Genomic DNA, 18,536 nt, shown 5'->3' with positions numbered 1-18,536 from the left:
CGCCCGCTCTCCGGGGATTCCGGAAAGCGGGTGGTTTTCGGGTATTGGGGAGGCTGCGCCGCGCAGGCTACAGGGGGCGTTATTGTGCCAACACGCCGTGCCCATCCCGGCGCAGGATATATAGCTGCTCCTCCTGCCCGGTTCCGGCATTCACGTAGCTAAGCACTTCGGTCCCGTCCGCCGCCGTGCAGTGGAACTCCCAGCAAAGCACCTCATAAAGCCCCGGCGTGGGGATCACCGCCAGGGTCCCGCTGTCCGCGCGCAGGGCGGGGCTGAGAGCCTGTTCCGCCTGCTCCCGGCTTAGCCGGGGCCCGTCCAGGTCCCGCTGCCGGTGGTTCATCAAAAAACCTGTGCTGTCAAATTCCACAGCGCCGCCCTGGTCCAGTTCCACCACCACCTTGACCAGGTCAGGGTAGCACCATGCCTCTTCCCCGGCCACCTCCGCGGTACTGTGGAAGTTAATGGCGCACAGGTTGTCGCTGATCACATAATAGCTCTCCCGCATGGCGGGGAACCCCAGCCCGTCCAGGTATTTCCGGGCAGCGGCCAGGGCCTGGCTGTAGCCCAGGCGGCTTGTTTCCACAGCCCCGGCTTTTTTGTAGTAGGCAGGCTCGCCCCCTTGCCGGGTGATGTTCACCATGGAATCCCCCCAGGTAAAGGACCACACAGGCAGGCTGCCGCCCCCTTCCCCGGCAAAGGCCAGTTCGCCGGGGTCACATCCCAGAAAACGGGCCGCCTCCTTGGCCGCCTCCTCACGGGAAACCCCTTCCCTGTCCTGTAGGTAGGCCGGGCTGCGGCGGCTGATGTGGTCGGAGAAAGGCCCGTCGTACAGCAGGGTAGGGATGGCGGCGAACTCCTCCGCCACCGCGTCAAAGTCATCGTCCAGCAGGGCCAGTTGGTCGATCTCCGTAACGTTGTTCAGCAGGCTGACGGTCTGCACAATATGGTCCCCCTCGGCGCGCAGGCGGGACTGGATGTCCGTAAGGGCCCCGGCCAGCTTGCCGGCATATTCCCGCAGGGCGGCAAGGCTTTCCATGTCCGGTTTCTCCAGCCCCTTGCCGGAGAAGGATTTGCGGCTCAGGGCCATGGCAAAGTCCCCCGTCTGGGAGAGGAACCGGCTGACCCGCTCCGATTTTTCCTGGGAAAAAGGCAGGGCCGCCAGCGCGGCCTTGGCCCCGCCGCTCTGCTCCAGCAGTTGGGCCGAAACCGCGCTCTGGGTAGAGGCCGTGCCCGCGTACATGGCCTTTTGCAGGGTAGACTGCATCCCGGTCACATAGCCGGCCAGGTCGCTGAGAGCCCGGCGGTACACATATTCCAGGTGGGTCTGGGTGGCCTGCCTGCCCAGGTGGGCGTCCATCCAAAAGCCCCAGGGCAGCAAAAGGGCTGCCAAAACAAAGGTGCCAAGGCGGATTTTCGCGGTGCGTTTCATAGGGTATGCACTTCCCTTCCAGGTGATCTCAGGAATATTTTAGCGGATTGGTAGAGAAAAATGCGGCGGCCCAATTATTTTTTGACTGGAAAAATGTTCTATGCTATAATACCCACAGGGTATTTCAGTAGAGCGAAAACTTGCAAAGCAAGTTTACAAACCGCCCTGGCGATTTGGCAAGGCGCAACGCGGCTTGCAGCTATGCTATAAATCATAAGGGTATTTCAGTAGAGCGAAAACTTGCAAAGCAAGTTTACAAACCGCCCTAGCGATTTGGCAAGGCGCAAGGCGGCTTGCAGCTATGCTATAATATCATAAGGGTATTTCAGTAGAGCGAAAACTTGCAAAGCAAGTTTACAAACCGCCCTGGCGATTTGGCAAGGCGCAAGGCGGCTTGCAGCTATGCTATAATATCAAAGGGTATTTCCGTAGAGCCAAAACTTGCAGGGCAAGTTTGCAAACCGGCAGCGCGGTGTTTCAACGGGTGCAAGGGAGTTTTTGGGGCCGTAGGCGGCCACCGGGAGGGGCAGATGAGGATACTGGGAATAGACCCCGGCTATGCCATTGTGGGCTACGGGGCCATTGACGCGGTAAACGGCCGCTACAGGCCGGTAGAATACGGGGCCGTGACCACCAAAGCTGGCGAGGACTTTGGCCTGCGGCTGCGGGAGATTTACGATGGTATGGCCGAGTTGCTGGATACCCTGCGCCCCCATGCGGTGTCGGTAGAAAAGCTGTTTTTCCTCAACAACAAGACCACGGGCATCGGCGTGGCAGAGGCCCGCGGGGTGATCCTGCTGGCCCTGTCCCAGGCAGGGGTGCCGCTGTTTGAGTACACGCCCATGCAGGTCAAGCAGGCGGTCACAGGCTATGGTAAGGCCCAAAAGCATCAGGTGCAGGAGATGACCCGCAAACTGCTGGGCCTGCCGTCCATCCCCAAACCGGACGACGCCGCCGACGCGCTGGCTATGGCCATCTGCCACGGCCAGGCGGCGGGCTCGCCCCTGCGGCGGGGGCTGTTGGCAGGGCGGCAGGGGCAGGCGGGGTAAACCGTTGTCACCCGCCAAGGCCGGCAAACCCTGTTGTTTACAATTATACGCTTGATTTTTCACCTGCCGGGTGATACATTGGGAACGGAGGGAACAAAGTGATCTACAGCTTAACAGGAAAGGTCGTCCACACCGAGCCGAATATGGCGGTGATCGACGTAGGCGGGGTGGCGTTCCAGTGCGCCACCTCCATGAACACCCTGCGGGCCATGCCCCGTACCGGCGGGCAGGCCACGCTCTACACACATATGGCCATCCGGGAGGATGCCTGGAACCTCTACGGCTTTTACACCCAGGCCGAGTTGCGCTGTTTCCGGCTGCTTACGGCCATTACCGGTGTGGGCCCCAAAGCCGCGCTGGCTATTTTGTCGGATATGGCCCCCGAGGACGTGGCCCTGGCCGCTGCCGGGGCGGATGCCAAACGCTTTACCCGGGCCAGCGGCGTGGGCAATAAACTGGCCCAGCGCATCGTGCTGGAGCTCAAAGACAAGGTAAAGGGCCTGGCCTTCCCCGGCGTAGACCCGGCGGCCGTCCAGCCAGGGGGGCCCTCTGCCTCCGGCCACGCGGCCCAGGCAGCCGAGGCCCTGGTCACCTTGGGCTATTCCCCTTCCGAGGCCGCTGCCGCCGTAGGCCGCCTGGACGCCCAGCTCCCCCCCGAGGAACTGATCCGGCTGGCGCTAAAGTCCTTTGGGGGCGCCTAAGCCTGCCAGACCCGCCAGGAAGGATAACATCGTAATAAGGGCATGGCGGGCGCCTTGTGCCCGTGTGTGCCGGTGGAGGTGTAAACGTGCAACAGAAAATCCAAAAAACGGTGAAGGCCGTTTTGGGCCTGGCCTTGGGGGTGTTTATTGGGCGCTCCCTTTGGCTGCGCCAGGACGTACAGGCCCGCCCCCAGGCATACGCCGCCAATTCCGCCCCCTGGTACACCCCCCTGCTGGTAGAGGGCCTCATCCTGCTGGCAGTTTTTCTGGTTGGCGGGGCGGTATGGTGGTTGGCCGGCAGAAAGGGCTAGAGTCTGTTTTAAAACCGGAGAAATGCCGGATTTTTGTCCAAAAACGAGGGCTTTCAAGGAAAAAACCGCAAGAAAGGCTTGCCGCCAGAAAGGCTTGCAGCCTTTCGAGGAGTTTTGACACAGAAAGCACCGTTTTGGGGCAAAATAGACGGCGTTCCGGCGTTTTAAAACAGACTCTAGGGGTAAACCATAAGCCAGCCCCACCCATTGCGCAACAAGGCTACATATCACCGGCGCGCCCTGTGGCCGCCAAGGAGGTTTTGCAATATGCCCGGTAATGATAACGCCCACGCCATACGGCTGTACAATGCCCTGCTGGCACTGGGCGGCGCGGGGGCCGCGGGGGAGATCGCCCAGCGCTGGCCCCTGTCCAAGTCCGCCGATTACCAGAAACAGTATATGTGGGCCCAAACCGTGTGCGGGTATCTGGAGGAGCACTTCAAAGAGAAAAGCATCACAGAGATCCGCGTCCGCTGCTACTGCGAGGACGGGGTAGCGGCCGCCAACCGTATGCGCGGCTACCTGCGCCAGGTGTCCGGCGACCTGAACGGGTTCGCCCAAATGCACAACTGGCGGGAGAAGGGCCCAAAGATCGAGGTCATCAAGGGCGGGCTCCTCTACATCTACCCCATATGCGGCTGTTCCTGCGTCAAACAGGCCAGCGGCCCCCTCTCCAAAACCTGGTGCTACTGCACGCTGGGCCGCGCCAAAAAGCTTTTCTCCCAGGTGTTCGGCCCGAAAGTGGAGGTGGAACTCTGGGAAACCATCAAGTCCGGCGGCAAGCGCTGCGTGATTTTTGTGGACCTGCATAAGGTTTGAGGCCAGGGCCCTTCCCAGCCGGGAACAGCCCTGCAAGAGGAAAGGAGCATCCACCCCATGAAGGTAGCGGTCATACAGGCGTCCTCCCAAAAGGAAAAGAACCCCCTGCTGTTCCAATGCACGCAAAAGGCAGCGGGCCGGGGGCATACGGTGGTCAACTTCGGGGTGTTCCCGGAGGAAAGCGCCGATTATACCTATGTGGAAACAGCGGCCCTGGTGGGCCTGCTCCTTTCCAGCGGTGCGGCCGATTTTGTAGTAACCGGCTGTTCCTCCGGCCAGGGGATGATGCTGGCCTGTAACAGCCTACCGGGGGTGCTGTGCGGCTATGTGCCCACTCCCCAGGACGCTTTCCTCTTTGGGCGCATCAACGGCGGCAACGCGGCCTCCCTGCCCCTGGGCCTGGGCTTTGGCTGGTGCGGGGAGCTGAACCTGCAATACACCCTGGACAAGCTGTTCGACGGCCCCCTGGGCGGGGGCTACCCCCCGGAGGACGCGGCCCGCAAGCGCCGGGATACCCGGCTGCTCAAGGAGTTGAACCGCCTTACCAAGCGGGCCCCGGCAGACTGCCTGGGGGCCTACCCGCCGGCGTTGGTGAAGAAACTGTCCGGCCGGGTATGTGTGATGGCGTACATCCGGGCCAACGGGGCCGCCTGGGCCCAGGCCCTGGTTGAAAAATGGCAGCAGGGCCTAAAACAGGAGGCTTTGGAATGAACAGGCTGGTAGAGCAGGCAGTGGCGGAGGTCCGTTCCCTGGAGGAACGGGTGCCGCCGGGAAAACATATCGTTACCGGGGATATCCGCCGGCTTTCGGCCCGGCTTTACCGGGAACTGGGGCAGAAAGAGCTTAGGCAGGTGCTGGCCCTCTGCGAAGAGTTGCTGGTGCAGCGCGACTGGGCGTTGGGGGTGATCGCCTTTGACTGGGCGCACCGTGTCCGGGCCCGGTATGACGAGGGCACCTACGCCGTGTTTTTCGGCTGGCTCAAAGAATACGTGCGGGGCTGGGGGGCTTGCGACGACTTCTGTACCCATGCTTTTGGGGAACTTTTGCGGGCGCAAAAGGCGTTGTTCCCCCAGGTGTGCCGGTGGACAGAGGACCCGGGCTTCTGGGTGCGCAGGGCCGCGGCGGTGGTGCTGCTCCCCTCCATCGGGCGGGACGATTACCAGGGGATCGACCCCTACCGGATCTCGGACGCCCTGCTGGCAGACCCTCACCCCCTGGTCCAAAAGGGCTATGGCTGGATGCTGAAATGCCTGTCGGAGAAGGAGCCGGAAACAGTGGAGCAGTATTTGCGCCGGTGCCACAGTGCCATGCCCAGAACCGCCTTCCGGTATGCGCTGGAGAAGTTTAGCAAGGAAACCCGCCGTGAGTTGATGGCCCTGTAGCGGTCAGTGTGCGGCATCCCAACATAACGAGGTGAACCCCCATGATAGAAAAAAGCGGCGGCATAGGCCGGGGCAGCGCCCCCCAGCAGTACGGCATAGACTGGGACGCCCAGGACGACATGGATATAGAGGGCCGGCTGACAGACAACGGGTATATACCCGGAGACCAGGAAACGGAAAACCCCCTGCGCCCCCGGGCCTTTGCCGACTACATCGGCCAGGACAAGGTCAAGGAAAACCTGAAGATCTATATCGAGGCCGCCAAAAGCCGCCGGGAAACTTTGGACCACGTGCTGCTCTACGGCCCGCCGGGGTTGGGCAAAACCACCCTGGCGGGCATTGTGGCCAACGAGTTGGGGGTGAACCTGCGCATCACCAGCGGCCCGGCCATCGAAAAGCCCGGCGACCTGGCGGCCCTGCTCACCAACCTCTCTCCGGGGGATGTGCTGTTCATCGACGAGGTGCACCGCCTGCCCCGTACGGTGGAGGAGATCCTCTACCCGGCCATGGAGGACTTTGCCCTGGACATCATCACCGGCAAAGGGCAGATGGCCGCCTCCTACCACCTGCCCCTGCCCCGGTTCACCCTGGTGGGGGCCACCACCAGGGCGGGGCAGCTTTCGGCCCCTTTGCGGGACCGGTTCGGGGTGGTGCTGCGGCTGGAGCTCTACAACCCCCAGGAGTTGGGCCTCATCGTCCAGCGCTCCGCACAGATTTTGGACGCGCCCATTGAGGCCGACGCGGCCCTGGAGCTGGCCTCCCGGTCCCGTGGCACCCCCCGCATTGCCAACCGGCTGCTAAAGCGGGTGCGGGACTTTGCCGAGGTGATGAGCGGCGGGGTCATCACCCTGCACACGGCCCAAATCGCCCTGGGGCGCATGGAGATCGACGAACTGGGCCTGGACCAGAGCGACCGGAATATGCTGGCGGCCATCATCAAAAACTATGGGGGCGGCCCCGTGGGCCTGGAAACCCTGGCCGCCGCCATCGGCGAAGAGGCCGTCACCATCGAGGACGTGAACGAACCCTACCTGATGCAGGTGGGTTTCCTCACCCGTACGCCACGGGGGCGCTGCGTCACCCCGGCGGCCTGCGCCCACCTGGGCCTGCCCCTGCCCGCCCGCCTGCGGGCGGACGAGGACCTGCAATTAAGAATGGAGTGAAAAACCGCTAAACAGGAAAAGGGCCCCGCCCCTGGCTGCCGGCCCAGGCGGTGGAAGGCTGGCTGCGGCAAAAATGCGCATAGGGCAGGGCCCGGCAATATACAATAGAACAAAGAAATAATAGAATAGGAAGGTGTTTTATATGGGACGGCTTTTTGGGACAGACGGTATCAGGGGCATTGCGAATAAAGACCTAACCTGCGAGCTGGCCACCCAGTTGGGGCGGGCGGCGGCACAGGTGCTTACCAGCAAATCCAACCGGCACCCACGGGTGCTTATCGGCAAAGACACCCGCCTCTCCTCCGATATGCTGGAAAGCGCCATGGCGGCGGGGCTGTGCAGCATCGGGGCCAGCGTGGTCACGCTGGGCGTGGTGCCCACCCCGGCGGTGGCCTATCTGGTGGAGAAGTACAAGGCCGACGCGGGCATCATGATCTCCGCCTCCCACAACTCCTTTGAGTACAACGGCATCAAAATCTTCTCCGGCGACGGCTTTAAGTTGCCGGACGACCTGGAGGAGCGCATTGAGGACATTATCCTGGGCCGCACGGATATCTCCGCCCAGTTGCCCCAGGACGAGGGCCTGGGCACGGTCGCCCACGCGGCCGACGCGGTGCGGGACTATATCGACCATGTAAAAAGCACCGTGCACTTTGCCCTGGACGGCATGAAACTGGCCATAGACTGCGCCAACGGCTCGGCCAGCGCCACCGCGGAAACCCTGTTTACCGAGCTGGGCGCAACCGTCACCATGCTGAACCAGTCCCCGGACGGGATCAACGTGAACCGGGACTGCGGCTCCACCCATATGGAGGGGCTGATCGAGTACGTGCGCACCCATGACCTGGATGCCGGCGTGGCCTTTGACGGGGACGCCGACCGCTGCCTGATGGTGGACGAAGCCGGCAATTTTGTGGACGGCGACTTCATCATGGCCATCTGCGCCCTGGACATGAAGAGCCGGGGCAAGCTGAACAAAAACACCGTGGTGGGCACCATCATGACCAACCTGGGTTTCCAAAAGTTCTGCGAGGAGAACGGTATGCGCTTTGAGGCCACCAAGGTGGGCGACCGCTATGTGCTGGAGCAGATGCGCCTGGAAAACTACAGCTTTGGGGGCGAGCAGAGCGGCCATGTAATCTTCCGGGACTTCGCCACCACCGGCGACGGGCAGCTTACCGCCTGCCAGTTGCTCAGCCTGCTGCACCGGCGGCAGGGCAAGCTGTCCTCCCTGGCCACGGCCATGCAGCGCTACCCCCAGACCATGGTGAACATCCAGGTGACCCCCGAAGGCAAGCTGGCCTTCTACACCGACCAGCGGGTGCGGGCCGCCATCGATAAAGCCAGCGCCGAACTGGGCGCCGAGGGCCGGGTCATTGTGCGCCCCAGCGGTACCGAGCCCCTGCTGCGGGTGATGGTAGAGGGCCGCGACCAGGCCCACATCCAGGCCCTGGCAGACGAGCTGGCCGGGGTCATCCGGGAGGAGCTGTGCTGACAGGAAGGGAAAGGTATGGGGAAAGAGGAGGAAACACATGAGCCAATTTTTGTGCGTGCTGGCGGTTTTTGACCAGGCGACCCAGCGGGTGCTGGAAGGGCACCAGCGGGCGGTTTTGGCGGAGGGGTTCACCGGGCGGCAGACCATGGGCATCCCCTTCCATGTGACTTTGGGCACATTCCCGACAGAGCGCCGGGCTGAACTCACCGAAAAGCTCCAGGGGCTGGAGATGGGCCCGGCGGAGGTGTTTTTCAACCATATGGGGCTGTTTGAGGGGTAGGAGGTGCTGTTCCTGGCCCCGGACGTGGACCGGGCGCTGCTGGACCTTAAGGAGCGCTTTGGCCCCGAGCCAGGCTGGACCGCCCACACCACCATGCTCATCGACCGCCGGGAGAACACCCTGCGGGCCCTGGACATTTTGGGCGGCAGGTTCCGCCGCTTTACCGGCCGCGTCGACCGGGTGGCTCTGTATGAGTTCTTTCCCGCAAAATGGCTGGCTGAAAAGACGCTGGCGGGTTAAGGCCGCCGGAGGTAGCCTAAAAATCGGCCGAATAAAAAAGTAAACAAAACCCAACGTCCGTTACCGGGCCGACGGCGCTCCCACAAAAGCGCCCCCCGTAGCGGCTCAAAAGTTTTTGAAGATTCTCAAGAAACTTTTTTCAAAAATGTTTCTTCGACTTCATCTCCGATGAAGCCGGCCGCCGGAGGCGGCCTTAACAAGGGAGGCAGTAACCATGCGTACAGCGCAATGGCAGGACTACGAACTGATCGACACCTCTGCAGGGGAGCGGCTGGAGCGGTGGGGGAATATCCTGCTGATCCGCCCGGACCCCCAGATCATCTGGAATACCGGGAAACAGGACCCCCGCTGGCAGGCGGCCCACGCCCGGTACCACCGCTCCCATAAGGGCGGCGGCCACTGGGAGGCCTATAAGAAAATGCCCGATATGTGGCAGGTAGGCTGGCAGGGCCTTACCTTCCGGCTCAAACCCATGGGCTTTAAGCACACAGGGCTGTTCCCCGAACAGGCGGTCAACTGGGCCCTGGCCATGGAGCGGATCCGGCAGGCGGGCCGGCCGGTCAAGGTGCTAAACCTCTTCGGCTACACCGGGGCGGCCACCCTGGCCTGCCTGGCCGCGGGGGCTGCCGTCACCCATGTAGACGCGGCCAAGGGCATGGTGCAGTGGGCACGGGAGAACGCCGCTGCCTCCGGCCTGGCGGACAGGCCCGTGCGCTGGCTGGTGGATGACTGCGTAAAGTTCGTCCAGCGGGAGCAGCGCCGGGGCAACACCTACGACGCCATCATCATGGATCCCCCCTCCTATGGCCGGGGGCCGGGGGGCGAGGTGTGGAAACTGGAAGAGCAGTTGGACGGCCTTTTGCGCCTGTGCCTGTCGGTCCTGTCCCCCCAGCCCCTGTTCGTCATCCTGAATTCCTACACCACCGGCCTCTCCCCCGCGGTCATGGAATACCTCCTCCACGCCCTGCTGGTCCCCCGTCTGGGCGGCAGCGTCGCGGCCGATGAGATCGGCCTGCCCGTCACCGCCACGGGTATGGCCCTCCCCTGCGGCAATACCGCTGTCTGGTCGGCAGGGTAAAGGCCGCTGCCGGGGCTTTTCCTTTAAAACTATCCCATTTTTTGTGTGATGAAAGGGGCTGGGCATATGGTTAAATGGAGCTACCTGGCAGCGGCTTTGGGCTGGCTGCTCTCTATGGTCTACGAGGGGCTTTGGGCCGGGGGCCCTATGGGCAAGTACATCGGTTGGGGCGTAATCGGCGCCACCCTGCTGGGGGCGCTTTTCATCCGTGCCCTGTCGCCCGGCCGTTCCCGGCAGCGGGATCCCCAGGCGATGGTGTGGTTTTTGCTGGCGGCGTTGGTGTGCGCGCTCTTCACCATGGCGGTAGAGCGCGTGGATCTGGTGCAGCCGCCACACGTGCGGCTTTTGCCCCTGTACCCCATCCTCTTCCTGGACTTTTTAGCCGCAGGCTGCTATACTTGGTGGAAGAAACTCCACAGAAAGGGGCAATAACCATGGACGAAAACAATTTCCACACCCAAAACACCCAACAAACCGGCCGGCATTGCCACGGCACAGGCCGCGTACAAAAGACCGTGAAAGCGGGTATCAGCTTTGGCAGCGCCCTGGCCATGGTCATCAGCTATACCGCCTGGCACTCCGTAGGCTGGGCCATTTTCCACGGCCTGCTTAGCTGGGCCTATGTCCTTTACTTCCTGATCCGCTACTAACCCCCCACACCAACGGGTTTCCAAAGGGCCCCCGGCCCTTTGGCAGGGATTCTTAAGGGGCAGCGCCCCTTAAGCCGCCGGAGGCCCCCCACGCCAACGGGTTTCCAAAGGGCCCCCGGCCCTTTGGCGGGGATTCTTAAGGGGCAGCGCCCCTTAAGCCGCCGGAGGCCCCACACACAACAAAGGGTTCCCAAAAGGCCCCCGGCCCTTTGGCGGGGATCAAGCCGCCGGAGGCCCCCCACACGCCAACCAGAAACGGAGGAAAACATTTTGGCTTTCATAGAAACAAAGGACCTGCGTTTCTGCTACGAAACGGAGGAAGACACCCCACGGGAGGTCCTGCACGGCGTAAGCCTGCAAATCCAGGCCGGGGAGTTCGTGGCCCTTCTGGGCCACAACGGCTGCGGCAAATCCACCATGGCCAAGCTGTTCAACGGTATGCTGCTGCCCAGTTCCGGGCAGGTGCTTATCGACGGCATCGACACCCGGGACGAGGCCCGCCAGTTGGATGTCCGCCGCCGGGTGGGCCTGGTGCTGCAAAACCCGGATAACCAGTTGGTGGCGGGCGTGGTAGAGGAGGACGTGGCCTTTGGGCCCGAAAACCTGGGCGCCCCCCCCCTGGAGATCCGCCGCCGGGTAGACGCCGCCTTAAAAGCGGTGGATATGTACGAATACCGGGCCCATGCCCCCCACAAGCTTTCCGGCGGGCAAAAGCAGCGGGTGGCCATCGCCGGGGTCATAGCGATGGAAACCACCTGTATCGTGCTGGACGAGCCCACCGCCATGCTGGACCCCCGGGGCCGGGCCGAGGTCATGGACGCTATCCAAAAGCTGAACCGGGAGAAGGGCATCACCATTGTGCTGATCACCCACTACATGGACGAGGCCGTGCAGGCGGGCCGGGTGGTGGTTATGGACAGCGGCCGGGTGCTCATGGACGGCGCCCCCCGGCAGGTGTTCAGCAACGTAGAGCGCCTCAAGCGCCACGGCCTGGACGTCCCCCAGGCCACCGAGCTCTGCTACCGCCTAAAAGCCGCGGGCGTCCACCTGGGGCAGATGCCCCTTTCGGTTGAGGAGTGCCTGGGGCTGTTCCGGCAGCTTGGGCCAGGGCCCCGGCGCGTTTAACAGGGCAACAGGGCGCTTTTTGCCTTCCCGCGCTGCTATGCTGCTATGTCCATAAAGAAAACCGCCACTCGCTTTCAGGGAGGAATCAAATGCCAATACTGGAAACCAAAAACCTGACCTACACCTACGGCGCGGGCACCCCCTTTGAGAAAACCGCCGTAGCGGGCGTGTCCCTGTCCATCGAAAAAGGGGAGTTCATCGGGGTCATCGGCCACACGGGCAGCGGCAAGTCTACCCTCATCCAAACCCTCAACGGCCTCATACGCCCCACTGCCGGCCAGGTGCTGCTGGACGGCAAAGACATTTGGGCCGAGCCCAAAAAGATCCGGGCCGTGCGTTTCCGGGTGGGCATGGTGTTCCAGTACCCGGAGTACCAGTTGTTTGAGGAAACCGTGCGCAAGGACATCCTGTTCGGCCCCAAAAACATGGGCCTTGACGATGCCCAGGCCCAGGCACGGGCCCTGGAGGCAGCCCGGTTTACCGGGCTGCGGGAAGAGCTGCTGGACAAATCCCCCTTCGAGCTCTCCGGCGGCGAAAAGCGCCGGGCCGCCATTGCCGGGGTCATTGCCATGGATCCGGAGGTGCTGATCCTGGACGAGCCCACCGCCGGCCTGGACCCCAAAGGCCGGGACGTGCTCCTGGCCCAGATCAGCCAGTACCATAAAGAGCGGGGCAACACCATCCTGCTGGTGTCCCACAGTATGGAGGACATCGGCCGCACCGCGGACCGCCTCTTGGTGATGAACGGCGGCCGTATGCTGGCCCTGGCCCCCACCCGGGAGGTATTCGCCCAAAGCGGGCGCCTGGAAGAAGTGGGCCTGCGGGTGCCCCAAATCACGAAGATCATGGGGGAGCTGCAAAAGTTGGGCTGGCCGGTAGATCCCGCCACCCTCACCGTGGACGACGCCCTCAAGCAGTTGATCCCCTATCTCAAAACCAGGCAAGGAGGTGGCAGCCATGCTTTCTGATATCACCCTTGGCCAGTACTTCCCGGCGGCCTCGCCCATGCACCGGGCAGACCCCCGCATGAAGATCTGCCTGGTCATCTTCTCCATTATCCTCCTCTTCTCGGCCGGCAATTTCTTCTCCCTGGCCTTGGCGGTGGGGTACATCCTTCTGGGCATGGCCCTGTCGAAGATCCCCCTCAAGCTGTACCTGAAAAGCCTCAAGCCGGTGCTCTTCATTGTGGTGTTCACCGCGGTGCTCAATGTGTTCTACGGCAGGGGGGAGCCCCTGTGGCAGTGGGGGTTCCTCACCGTCACCAAAATGGGCCTTCTAAACAGCCTGTTTGTATCCGTCCGTATCATCACCCTGATCCTGGCCAGTTCCGTGCTCACCTTCACCACTTCCCCTACCCAGCTCACCGACGCCATCGAGCGCCTGTTGCGCCCGCTGGCCAGGCTGGGGGTGCCGGTGCATGAGTTCGCCATGATGATGACCATTGCCCTGCGCTTTGTGCCCACCCTGCTGGAGGAAACCGACAAGATCATGAGCGCCCAGAAGGCACGGGGTGCGGACATGGAAAGCGGCGGGCTGGTGCAGCGGGTGCGGGCGCTGGTACCGGTGCTCATCCCCCTGTTCGTGTCCGCTTTCCGCCGCGCCTTCGACCTGGCTACAGCCATGGAGAGCCGCTGCTACCACGGGGGCCAGGGCCGCACCAAAATGAAGGTGCTGCGTTTCGGCGGTACCGACTGGCTGGTGCTGGCCCTGTCCGCCCTCATACTGGCAGCCTTTGTGGCGCTGAACATCACCCTGCCCCCCACCATCGTCCGCTGAAAAGCGGCACACCCACCGCGGGGCAGAAAAAGCCCCGCCCCTTATACAGAAAGGAGCCTCCCATGCAATCTTTTGAAAACCAGGCAGGACAGGCCGGCGAGCCTCAAGCCGGTTACGAATTTCTCGCAGAAAAAGAAACCATGTGGGCAGAAATGCTCATGCAGCTTTTGCAGGCCGGCGGCGTCCCCTGCACCTCCCTGCCCGTGTACGGCGCGGGGCTGGTTATGCGTACCGGGATGCGGGAGAGGCTGCGGGTCTTTGTGCCCGCCGGGCAGAAAGCCCAGGCGGAGGAGATCCTCCAAAGCTTTTCCCCTGACAACTACAGAGAGGAGCCCCCCATGCAATCTTTTGAAAACCAGGCAGGACAGGCCGGCGAGCCCCAGGCCGGTTACGAATTTCTCACAGAAAAAGAAACCATGTGGGCAGAAATGCTCATGCAGCTATTGCAGGCCGGCGGCATCCCCTGCACCTCCCTGCCCGTGTACGGCGCGGGGCTGGTCATGCGTACCGGGATGCGGGAAAGGCTGCGGGTCTTTGTGCCCGCCGGGCAGAAAGCCCAGGCGGAGGAGATCCTCCAAAGCTTTTCCCCTGACGGCGAAAACCCCCAATAACCGGCCGGTAGGTTCCTAGGGCGTGTGCGCATAAGGGTCCGCACACGTCTTTCGGGCAATTTTTGCCATCTCCCGCGTTAAAAATTTTTGAAACACGCCAGTACAAGGGCAGCAAGCTGCCAAAAGAGCAGCAAGCTGCCCTGCAAATTCCGCATACGCAGCTTATGTGGACATAGCCTAGGAGGAAACCATGGAAGTGATCCGGGTTACACCGGGCGGGCAGGAATGGCCCGCCCTTATCCAATACGCAGAAACCTGCGGCTGGGAGGCCGGGGCCCATCTTGCCGCCATCATGGGGCAAAACCAATTCGCCCATCCGTGGGAGAGCGTCTTTGCCGCGGTAGGGGAGGGGGCCTTCCTGGGTTTCTGCACCCTGCTGGAAACCGACTATTACCCCGAAAACCGCTATACCCCGTGGATCAGCACGGTGTTTGTCCAAAAAAGCCACCGGGGCCGGCGTATCAGCGGCGCCCTCATCCAAAAAGCGGCGGACTACGCACGGGATCAGGGTTTCCCCACCGTGTATATCCCCGCCGGCCAACAGGGCCTGTACGAAAAATACGGCTTTGTGGAAATCGATGAGCTGGAAAACTACGGGGGCGGGGTCGACCATATCTTTGCCAAGCCCACCGGGGCAGCGGGGGAAAACGAAGGGCGCCTGGGCGCCGGGGAGGGGTAAGGGGATGCGCAACCTGCTTTTCAGCCTGGCCTATGACGGCGCCAACTACCACGGCTGGCAGATCCAGGACAACGCCCTCACCGTGCAGGCGGTCTTTCAGCAGGCGCTGTTCCGGGTCACCGGCCAGCGGGAGGACCTCAAGTCCTGCTCCCGCACCGACGCCGGGGTGCACGCGCGGGATTTCCGGGTCAGCCTGCAAACCGAAAGCAATATCCCCTGCCGCCGGTTCCCTGCGGCCCTCAACCATTATCTGCCCGATGACGTGGCCGTCCGGTCCTGCCAGGAGATGCCGCCGGGTTTCCACGCCCGCTACAGTTGCAAGGGCAAGGAGTACTGCTACGAAATATGGAACCACCCAGTGCGGGACCCCTTCCTCCGGGGCCGGGCCCTGCACTACTGGTACCCCCTGGATGAAACCCTGCTGGACGCCGCCGCCCGCCACTATCTGGGCGCCCATGACTTCACCTCCTTCTGTACCCTGGATAAGCGGGAGAAGGGGGATATGGTGCGCACCGTCACCACCGCCCGTGTGCAGCGCCAGGGGGATAAGGTGGTGTTCACCGTAGCGGCAGACGGTTTCCTGTACAATATGGTACGCATTATGACCGGCACCCTGCTGGCTGTCCAGCAGGGCAAACTGCAAGGGGAGGATATCCCCTCCATCCTCGCCGCCGGGGACAGGGCCGCGGCAGGCCCCACGGCCCCGGCCTGCGGGCTCTACTTAAACCGGGTGTTTTACTGACCCCCATCCGGGTCCGCCCAATCGCCCCATATGCCACGGGAGGTGTGTAGATGGCAAAGCACGGCAAGCATCAGGAAACAAAGGTCATCAACCTGCGGGACTACCAGCAGGAGCAGGCCCCGCCCCCGGCAGAGGGGGAAGAAGGCCCCCTGGTAGAGGTAGAATACGAGGACAGGCAGGCACAAGAGGCATACGCCAAAAAAAAGGCCCAGCGCCGGTTGCCCAAGGCCGTGTACCAGATCTCCCTGGTGCTGCTGGCCGTGGTGGTCGGCCTGTCCCTCTGGGTCAACCGCCAGTACCTTACCTGGGACAACATGAAGGAGTGGGCCCGCTACCAGCTCAAGGGCCCCCAGGGGGGCGACGGCTACCCGGTGCCCATCATCGGGGCCAATGTGTACGCATCCAACTTCCTGGCCCATAACGGCTCGGCGCTTACGCTGAGCAATACCGCCCTCACCCTGGTCAACGGCGACGGCAAAGAGGAGATGTCCATCCGCCACAACCTCAACCGGCCGGTGCTGCAAGCGGCAGGGGGCAGGTACCTGCTGTACAATGCCGGCAGCACCGGGTACATGGTGGTGTCCGGCGGCCAGGCCGTGCTGGAGGCCAACAGCCCGGAGGACATTATCACCGGGGGCATTGCCCCCAACGGCCGGTACGCGCTGGGGCTGGAGGGCACCCACGGGGCCTCCAAGCTGGAAGTATATATGCGGGACGGCACCCTGCAATATGAGTACCCCTTTGCCGAAGATTACATCACCGCCATTGCCCTGAATTACGACGGCACCCACGGGGCGGTCTGCACGGTGCGGGGCGAAAAAGGGGAGATGGTGTCCCGGCTGACCGTGTTCGATTTCCGGGAGCCCGACCCCATTGCCCAGTACGAAACACGGGACAACCTGCTGCTGGCCGCCGGCTGGGGGGAGAACGGGGTCATCTACGGCGTAGGGGACGCGGCCATGCTCTCCGCCCGCTCCGGCGATTACCAGTTTACCGAGTACGGCTACCAGGGCCGGTCCCTCACCGCCTGCTGTTTCAGCGCGGGCCGGGTGTTCCTGTCCATCTCCGCCTACCAGCACGCCGGGGCCAGCACCCTGCTGGTGTTTAACGGCAACGATGCCTACGGCGAGGGCAACCCCGTGCGCATGGAGTTCGACCAGCGCGTCGAGGCCATCTCGGCCTTTGGGGGCACGGTGGGGCTGCTGGTAGGGGGCGGGGTGGTTTTCTGCGATTACGCCACCGGCCAGCAGTTGGGCCGGGCAGATGCCGGCGCGGACGCCAAAGGCATTGCCCTTGCCAGCGAGGGGAAGGCATATGTGCTGGGGGTCAGCGAGGTGCGCACCGCGGAGATCAGTTGACCCCTGCCCCAAAAGAAAGAGAACTGTAAGGACTTAGCCCTTGTGAAAACGCCCGAACTGTGCTACAATCTATGGTAACGTGCCCCGGCGGGGGGCGCAATACCGCTTTTGTCAGGAGGAGATATGAATGGGATACATCCTGGACGGCGCCGTGATCGCGGTGTGCCTGATCTGTGTGCTGGTGGGTGTCCAGCGGGGGTTCATCCGGTCGGCGGTGCACTTTTTGGGCTCGGTCATTGCCGCGTGCCTGGCCTCGGTGCTGGGCGGCGCGGTGGCCCAGTGGCTGTTCGATACCCTGTTCCGCGGCGCCATGGTGGAGAAGATCAATGAAACCCTGCAAAGCCTGGGCGCTGAAAACGCCGTGGCCGCCATCCAGCAGGTGCTGGACTCCCTGCCCGACTTTCTGGTGCGGGCTATGGAGGAGGCCGGCGTCACCGTGTCCAGGATCAGCGGCGAGATCACCAACCAAAGCAGCCAGGCCGCGGGGATGATCGCCGACTACCTGGCCCCGGTATTCGTGGGCTTTTTAAAGGTGCTGGCCGTCATCGTGCTCTTCTTCCTGCTGATGACCCTGGTACGTCTGCTGGCCCATCTGGTGGGCAATATGTTCCGCTTGCCCATCCTGGGCCAAATCGACGGCCTGCTGGGGGGCGTGTTCGGGTTCCTGCTGGCCCTTTTGGCCGTGTGGGTGGTGGTGGCCGCCGTCACCGTGTTCATCCCCGTGCTGGATACCGCCACCCGCTACCAGGTGGACCAGGTCCTGGGCCAGTCCATGATCGCCAAGCTGTTCATGCAGTCCAACCCCCTTAAAGGTATGTTTGCCTGAAACAATACATAAAGAAAAGGCGGCGCAAACCGGGCGGCGGGCATTTTATGCCCCCGGCGGCCTGCCCGCCAAATCCATGGATAAAATGATAAGGGAACAGAAAAGATATGGAGATAGTGGAGAAAGAAAACGGAAAGGGAAAGGAAAGCCCCATGCCCCCAGTAAAACAACCTGCCAGCCGTATCCTCACCATACCCAACGCCATGTCGGCCCTGCGCATTGTGGTGGTGCCGTTTTTCGCGGTATACTACCTGCGGGGCCAACTGCCGGCCGCGGTGGGGTTTTTGCTGCTTTCCGGCCTTACGGATATGCTGGACGGCTGGGTGGCCCGGCGCTTTAACCAGGTCACGGACCTGGGCAAAATGCTGGACCCCTTTGCCGACAAGCTGACCCAGGGGGTGGTGGCCCTGTGTGTGGCCGTGCGGTTCCCGGCCATCCGGCCGCTGTTGGCCCTGTTCATCTTTAAAGAGCTCTTCATGCTCTGCTGCGCGGCGGTGCTGCTGAAAAAGCACAAGCGCCCCTGCGCCGCCAAGTGGTACGGCAAGGTGGCCACGGTGATGTTCTACGTGTCCGTATCGGCCATTGTGGCCATGGACGGCGTGGGGCTGATGAAACCCAGCACCTTCAACGTGCTGGCCTATGCGCTGCTGGGGGCCACGGGCCTTATGATGGCCTACGCCGCTATCAAGTACTTCCAAATCTTCCTGCGCATCCTCCGGGGCGAGGAGCAGGGCCGGCAGGGCCCTGCGGTTGCCGGCGGGGAAAATCCCCCGCAAAAAAAGAAAAATTAAAGGCCTGTTAATAAAAAGCGCCCCTGTTTGT

General features: G+C 62.7%; 24 protein-coding genes. 23 read left to right on the top strand and 1 reads right to left on the bottom strand.

Annotated features, from left to right (window positions below):
* Positions 1-79 precede the first annotated feature (79 nt).
* The gene (locus U8U01_RS11115) at positions 80-1,429 is read right to left on the bottom strand and encodes a PepSY1/2 domain-containing protein (protein ID WP_322174187.1); all 1,350 of its coding nucleotides are present in this window, start codon (positions 1,427-1,429) and stop codon (positions 80-82) included.
* A 530-nt stretch (positions 1,430-1,959) separates the two neighbouring features.
* Between U8U01_RS11115 and ruvC the strand changes: the two genes are divergently transcribed.
* From ruvC to U8U01_RS11000, 23 genes are all read left to right on the top strand, one after another.
* Positions 1,960-2,478 carry a crossover junction endodeoxyribonuclease RuvC gene (gene ruvC, locus U8U01_RS11110; protein ID WP_322174186.1) on the top strand — a complete coding sequence of 173 codons (519 nt, stop codon included), beginning with the start codon at positions 1,960-1,962 and terminating at the stop codon, positions 2,476-2,478.
* Positions 2,479-2,576: 98 nt separating this feature from the next.
* The gene (gene ruvA / locus U8U01_RS11105) at positions 2,577-3,179 is read left to right on the top strand and encodes a Holliday junction branch migration protein RuvA (protein WP_322174184.1); all 603 of its coding nucleotides are present in this window, start codon (positions 2,577-2,579) and stop codon (positions 3,177-3,179) included.
* Positions 3,180-3,265: 86 nt separating this feature from the next.
* Positions 3,266-3,490 carry a hypothetical protein gene (locus tag U8U01_RS11100; protein ID WP_322174182.1) on the top strand — a complete coding sequence of 75 codons (225 nt, stop codon included), beginning with the start codon at positions 3,266-3,268 and terminating at the stop codon, positions 3,488-3,490.
* A gap of 33 nt (positions 3,491-3,523) precedes the next feature.
* Positions 3,524-3,658, top strand: coding sequence for a hypothetical protein (locus U8U01_RS11095; protein ID WP_322174180.1), 135 nt, complete (start codon positions 3,524-3,526; stop codon positions 3,656-3,658).
* A gap of 99 nt (positions 3,659-3,757) precedes the next feature.
* Positions 3,758-4,309 carry a DUF6144 family protein gene (locus U8U01_RS11090; protein ID WP_322174178.1) on the top strand — a complete coding sequence of 184 codons (552 nt, stop codon included), beginning with the start codon at positions 3,758-3,760 and terminating at the stop codon, positions 4,307-4,309.
* Between the two features lie 57 nt (positions 4,310-4,366).
* Positions 4,367-5,020 carry an RpiB/LacA/LacB family sugar-phosphate isomerase gene (locus U8U01_RS11085; protein ID WP_322174176.1) on the top strand — a complete coding sequence of 218 codons (654 nt, stop codon included), beginning with the start codon at positions 4,367-4,369 and terminating at the stop codon, positions 5,018-5,020.
* Entirely contained in the window at positions 5,017-5,691 is a 675-nt protein-coding gene (locus tag U8U01_RS11080) for a DNA alkylation repair protein (protein WP_322174174.1), read from the top strand. Before U8U01_RS11085 ends, U8U01_RS11080 begins: the two co-directional genes overlap by 4 nt.
* 119 nt (positions 5,692-5,810) lie before the next feature.
* Positions 5,811-6,854, top strand: coding sequence for a Holliday junction branch migration DNA helicase RuvB (ruvB, locus tag U8U01_RS11075; protein ID WP_322174262.1), 1,044 nt, complete (start codon positions 5,811-5,813; stop codon positions 6,852-6,854).
* Positions 6,855-6,996: 142 nt separating this feature from the next.
* Positions 6,997-8,349: a phosphoglucosamine mutase gene (glmM, locus tag U8U01_RS11070; protein WP_322174172.1), complete on the top strand. Its 1,353-nt coding sequence runs from the start codon at positions 6,997-6,999 to the stop codon at positions 8,347-8,349.
* A 37-nt stretch (positions 8,350-8,386) separates the two neighbouring features.
* Complete coding sequence (locus U8U01_RS11065; RefSeq protein WP_322174170.1) at positions 8,387-8,629, top strand: hypothetical protein; 243 nt, start codon at positions 8,387-8,389, stop codon at positions 8,627-8,629.
* 3 nt (positions 8,630-8,632) lie between these two features.
* Positions 8,633-8,869, top strand: coding sequence for a hypothetical protein (locus U8U01_RS11060; RefSeq protein WP_322174169.1), 237 nt, complete (start codon positions 8,633-8,635; stop codon positions 8,867-8,869).
* Between the two features lie 214 nt (positions 8,870-9,083).
* Positions 9,084-9,947, top strand: coding sequence for a class I SAM-dependent methyltransferase (locus tag U8U01_RS11055; RefSeq protein WP_322174167.1), 864 nt, complete (start codon positions 9,084-9,086; stop codon positions 9,945-9,947).
* Between the two features lie 66 nt (positions 9,948-10,013).
* The gene (locus tag U8U01_RS11050; protein WP_322174165.1) at positions 10,014-10,379 is read left to right on the top strand and encodes a hypothetical protein; all 366 of its coding nucleotides are present in this window, start codon (positions 10,014-10,016) and stop codon (positions 10,377-10,379) included.
* Between the two features lie 2 nt (positions 10,380-10,381).
* Positions 10,382-10,597 carry a hypothetical protein gene (locus U8U01_RS11045; RefSeq protein WP_322174266.1) on the top strand — a complete coding sequence of 72 codons (216 nt, stop codon included), beginning with the start codon at positions 10,382-10,384 and terminating at the stop codon, positions 10,595-10,597.
* Positions 10,598-10,867: 270 nt separating this feature from the next.
* Complete coding sequence (locus U8U01_RS11040; RefSeq protein ID WP_437124393.1) at positions 10,868-11,722, top strand: energy-coupling factor transporter ATPase; 855 nt, start codon at positions 10,868-10,870, stop codon at positions 11,720-11,722.
* 89 nt (positions 11,723-11,811) lie between these two features.
* Positions 11,812-12,690 (top strand): energy-coupling factor transporter ATPase, encoded by an 879-nt coding sequence (locus tag U8U01_RS11035; RefSeq protein WP_322174163.1) that lies wholly within the window; start codon positions 11,812-11,814, stop codon positions 12,688-12,690.
* Positions 12,680-13,498 (top strand): energy-coupling factor transporter transmembrane component T family protein, encoded by an 819-nt coding sequence (locus U8U01_RS11030; protein ID WP_322174161.1) that lies wholly within the window; start codon positions 12,680-12,682, stop codon positions 13,496-13,498. Before U8U01_RS11035 ends, U8U01_RS11030 begins: the two co-directional genes overlap by 11 nt.
* Before the next feature lie 62 nt (positions 13,499-13,560).
* Positions 13,561-14,109: a putative signal transducing protein gene (locus U8U01_RS11025; protein ID WP_322174159.1), complete on the top strand. Its 549-nt coding sequence runs from the start codon at positions 13,561-13,563 to the stop codon at positions 14,107-14,109.
* A gap of 190 nt (positions 14,110-14,299) precedes the next feature.
* Positions 14,300-14,788, top strand: coding sequence for a GNAT family N-acetyltransferase (locus U8U01_RS11020; protein ID WP_322174157.1), 489 nt, complete (start codon positions 14,300-14,302; stop codon positions 14,786-14,788).
* A gap of 4 nt (positions 14,789-14,792) precedes the next feature.
* Entirely contained in the window at positions 14,793-15,530 is a 738-nt protein-coding gene (truA, locus tag U8U01_RS11015) for a tRNA pseudouridine(38-40) synthase TruA (RefSeq protein WP_322174155.1), read from the top strand.
* 50 nt (positions 15,531-15,580) lie between these two features.
* Positions 15,581-16,888 carry a DUF5711 family protein gene (locus U8U01_RS11010; protein WP_322174153.1) on the top strand — a complete coding sequence of 436 codons (1,308 nt, stop codon included), beginning with the start codon at positions 15,581-15,583 and terminating at the stop codon, positions 16,886-16,888.
* A 127-nt stretch (positions 16,889-17,015) separates the two neighbouring features.
* Positions 17,016-17,714 (top strand): CvpA family protein, encoded by a 699-nt coding sequence (locus U8U01_RS11005; protein ID WP_322174151.1) that lies wholly within the window; start codon positions 17,016-17,018, stop codon positions 17,712-17,714.
* A 152-nt stretch (positions 17,715-17,866) separates the two neighbouring features.
* Positions 17,867-18,505: a CDP-alcohol phosphatidyltransferase family protein gene (locus U8U01_RS11000; RefSeq protein ID WP_322174149.1), complete on the top strand. Its 639-nt coding sequence runs from the start codon at positions 17,867-17,869 to the stop codon at positions 18,503-18,505.
* Positions 18,506-18,536: the final 31 nt, after the last annotated feature.

The organism is Acutalibacter caecimuris (assembly GCF_034335085.1).
GTDB lineage: Bacteria > Bacillota > Clostridia > Oscillospirales > Acutalibacteraceae > Acutalibacter > Acutalibacter caecimuris.
The sequence above is the reverse complement of the archived record's forward strand: the minus strand, read 5'-3'. Positions and strand labels throughout refer to the sequence as shown.

Coding starts and splice junctions, on each gene's coding strand:
- U8U01_RS11005 (WP_322174151.1), top strand. CDS start 17,016: ATGGGATACATCCTGGACGGCGCCGTGATCGCGGTGTGCCTGATCTGT.
- U8U01_RS11080 (WP_322174174.1), top strand. CDS start 5,017: ATGAACAGGCTGGTAGAGCAGGCAGTGGCGGAGGTCCGTTCCCTGGAG.
- U8U01_RS11090 (WP_322174178.1), top strand. CDS start 3,758: ATGCCCGGTAATGATAACGCCCACGCCATACGGCTGTACAATGCCCTG.
- U8U01_RS11115 (WP_322174187.1), bottom strand. CDS start 1,429: ATGAAACGCACCGCGAAAATCCGCCTTGGCACCTTTGTTTTGGCAGCC.
- U8U01_RS11045 (WP_322174266.1), top strand. CDS start 10,382: ATGGACGAAAACAATTTCCACACCCAAAACACCCAACAAACCGGCCGG.
- U8U01_RS11065 (WP_322174170.1), top strand. CDS start 8,387: ATGAGCCAATTTTTGTGCGTGCTGGCGGTTTTTGACCAGGCGACCCAG.
- U8U01_RS11035 (WP_322174163.1), top strand. CDS start 11,812: ATGCCAATACTGGAAACCAAAAACCTGACCTACACCTACGGCGCGGGC.
- U8U01_RS11025 (WP_322174159.1), top strand. CDS start 13,561: ATGCAATCTTTTGAAAACCAGGCAGGACAGGCCGGCGAGCCTCAAGCC.
- glmM (WP_322174172.1), top strand. CDS start 6,997: ATGGGACGGCTTTTTGGGACAGACGGTATCAGGGGCATTGCGAATAAA.
- U8U01_RS11000 (WP_322174149.1), top strand. CDS start 17,867: ATGCCCCCAGTAAAACAACCTGCCAGCCGTATCCTCACCATACCCAAC.
- ruvC (WP_322174186.1), top strand. CDS start 1,960: ATGAGGATACTGGGAATAGACCCCGGCTATGCCATTGTGGGCTACGGG.
- U8U01_RS11020 (WP_322174157.1), top strand. CDS start 14,300: ATGGAAGTGATCCGGGTTACACCGGGCGGGCAGGAATGGCCCGCCCTT.
- ruvB (WP_322174262.1), top strand. CDS start 5,811: ATGGATATAGAGGGCCGGCTGACAGACAACGGGTATATACCCGGAGAC.
- U8U01_RS11055 (WP_322174167.1), top strand. CDS start 9,084: ATGCGTACAGCGCAATGGCAGGACTACGAACTGATCGACACCTCTGCA.
- U8U01_RS11085 (WP_322174176.1), top strand. CDS start 4,367: ATGAAGGTAGCGGTCATACAGGCGTCCTCCCAAAAGGAAAAGAACCCC.
- U8U01_RS11010 (WP_322174153.1), top strand. CDS start 15,581: ATGGCAAAGCACGGCAAGCATCAGGAAACAAAGGTCATCAACCTGCGG.
- truA (WP_322174155.1), top strand. CDS start 14,793: ATGCGCAACCTGCTTTTCAGCCTGGCCTATGACGGCGCCAACTACCAC.
- U8U01_RS11050 (WP_322174165.1), top strand. CDS start 10,014: ATGGTTAAATGGAGCTACCTGGCAGCGGCTTTGGGCTGGCTGCTCTCT.
- U8U01_RS11030 (WP_322174161.1), top strand. CDS start 12,680: ATGCTTTCTGATATCACCCTTGGCCAGTACTTCCCGGCGGCCTCGCCC.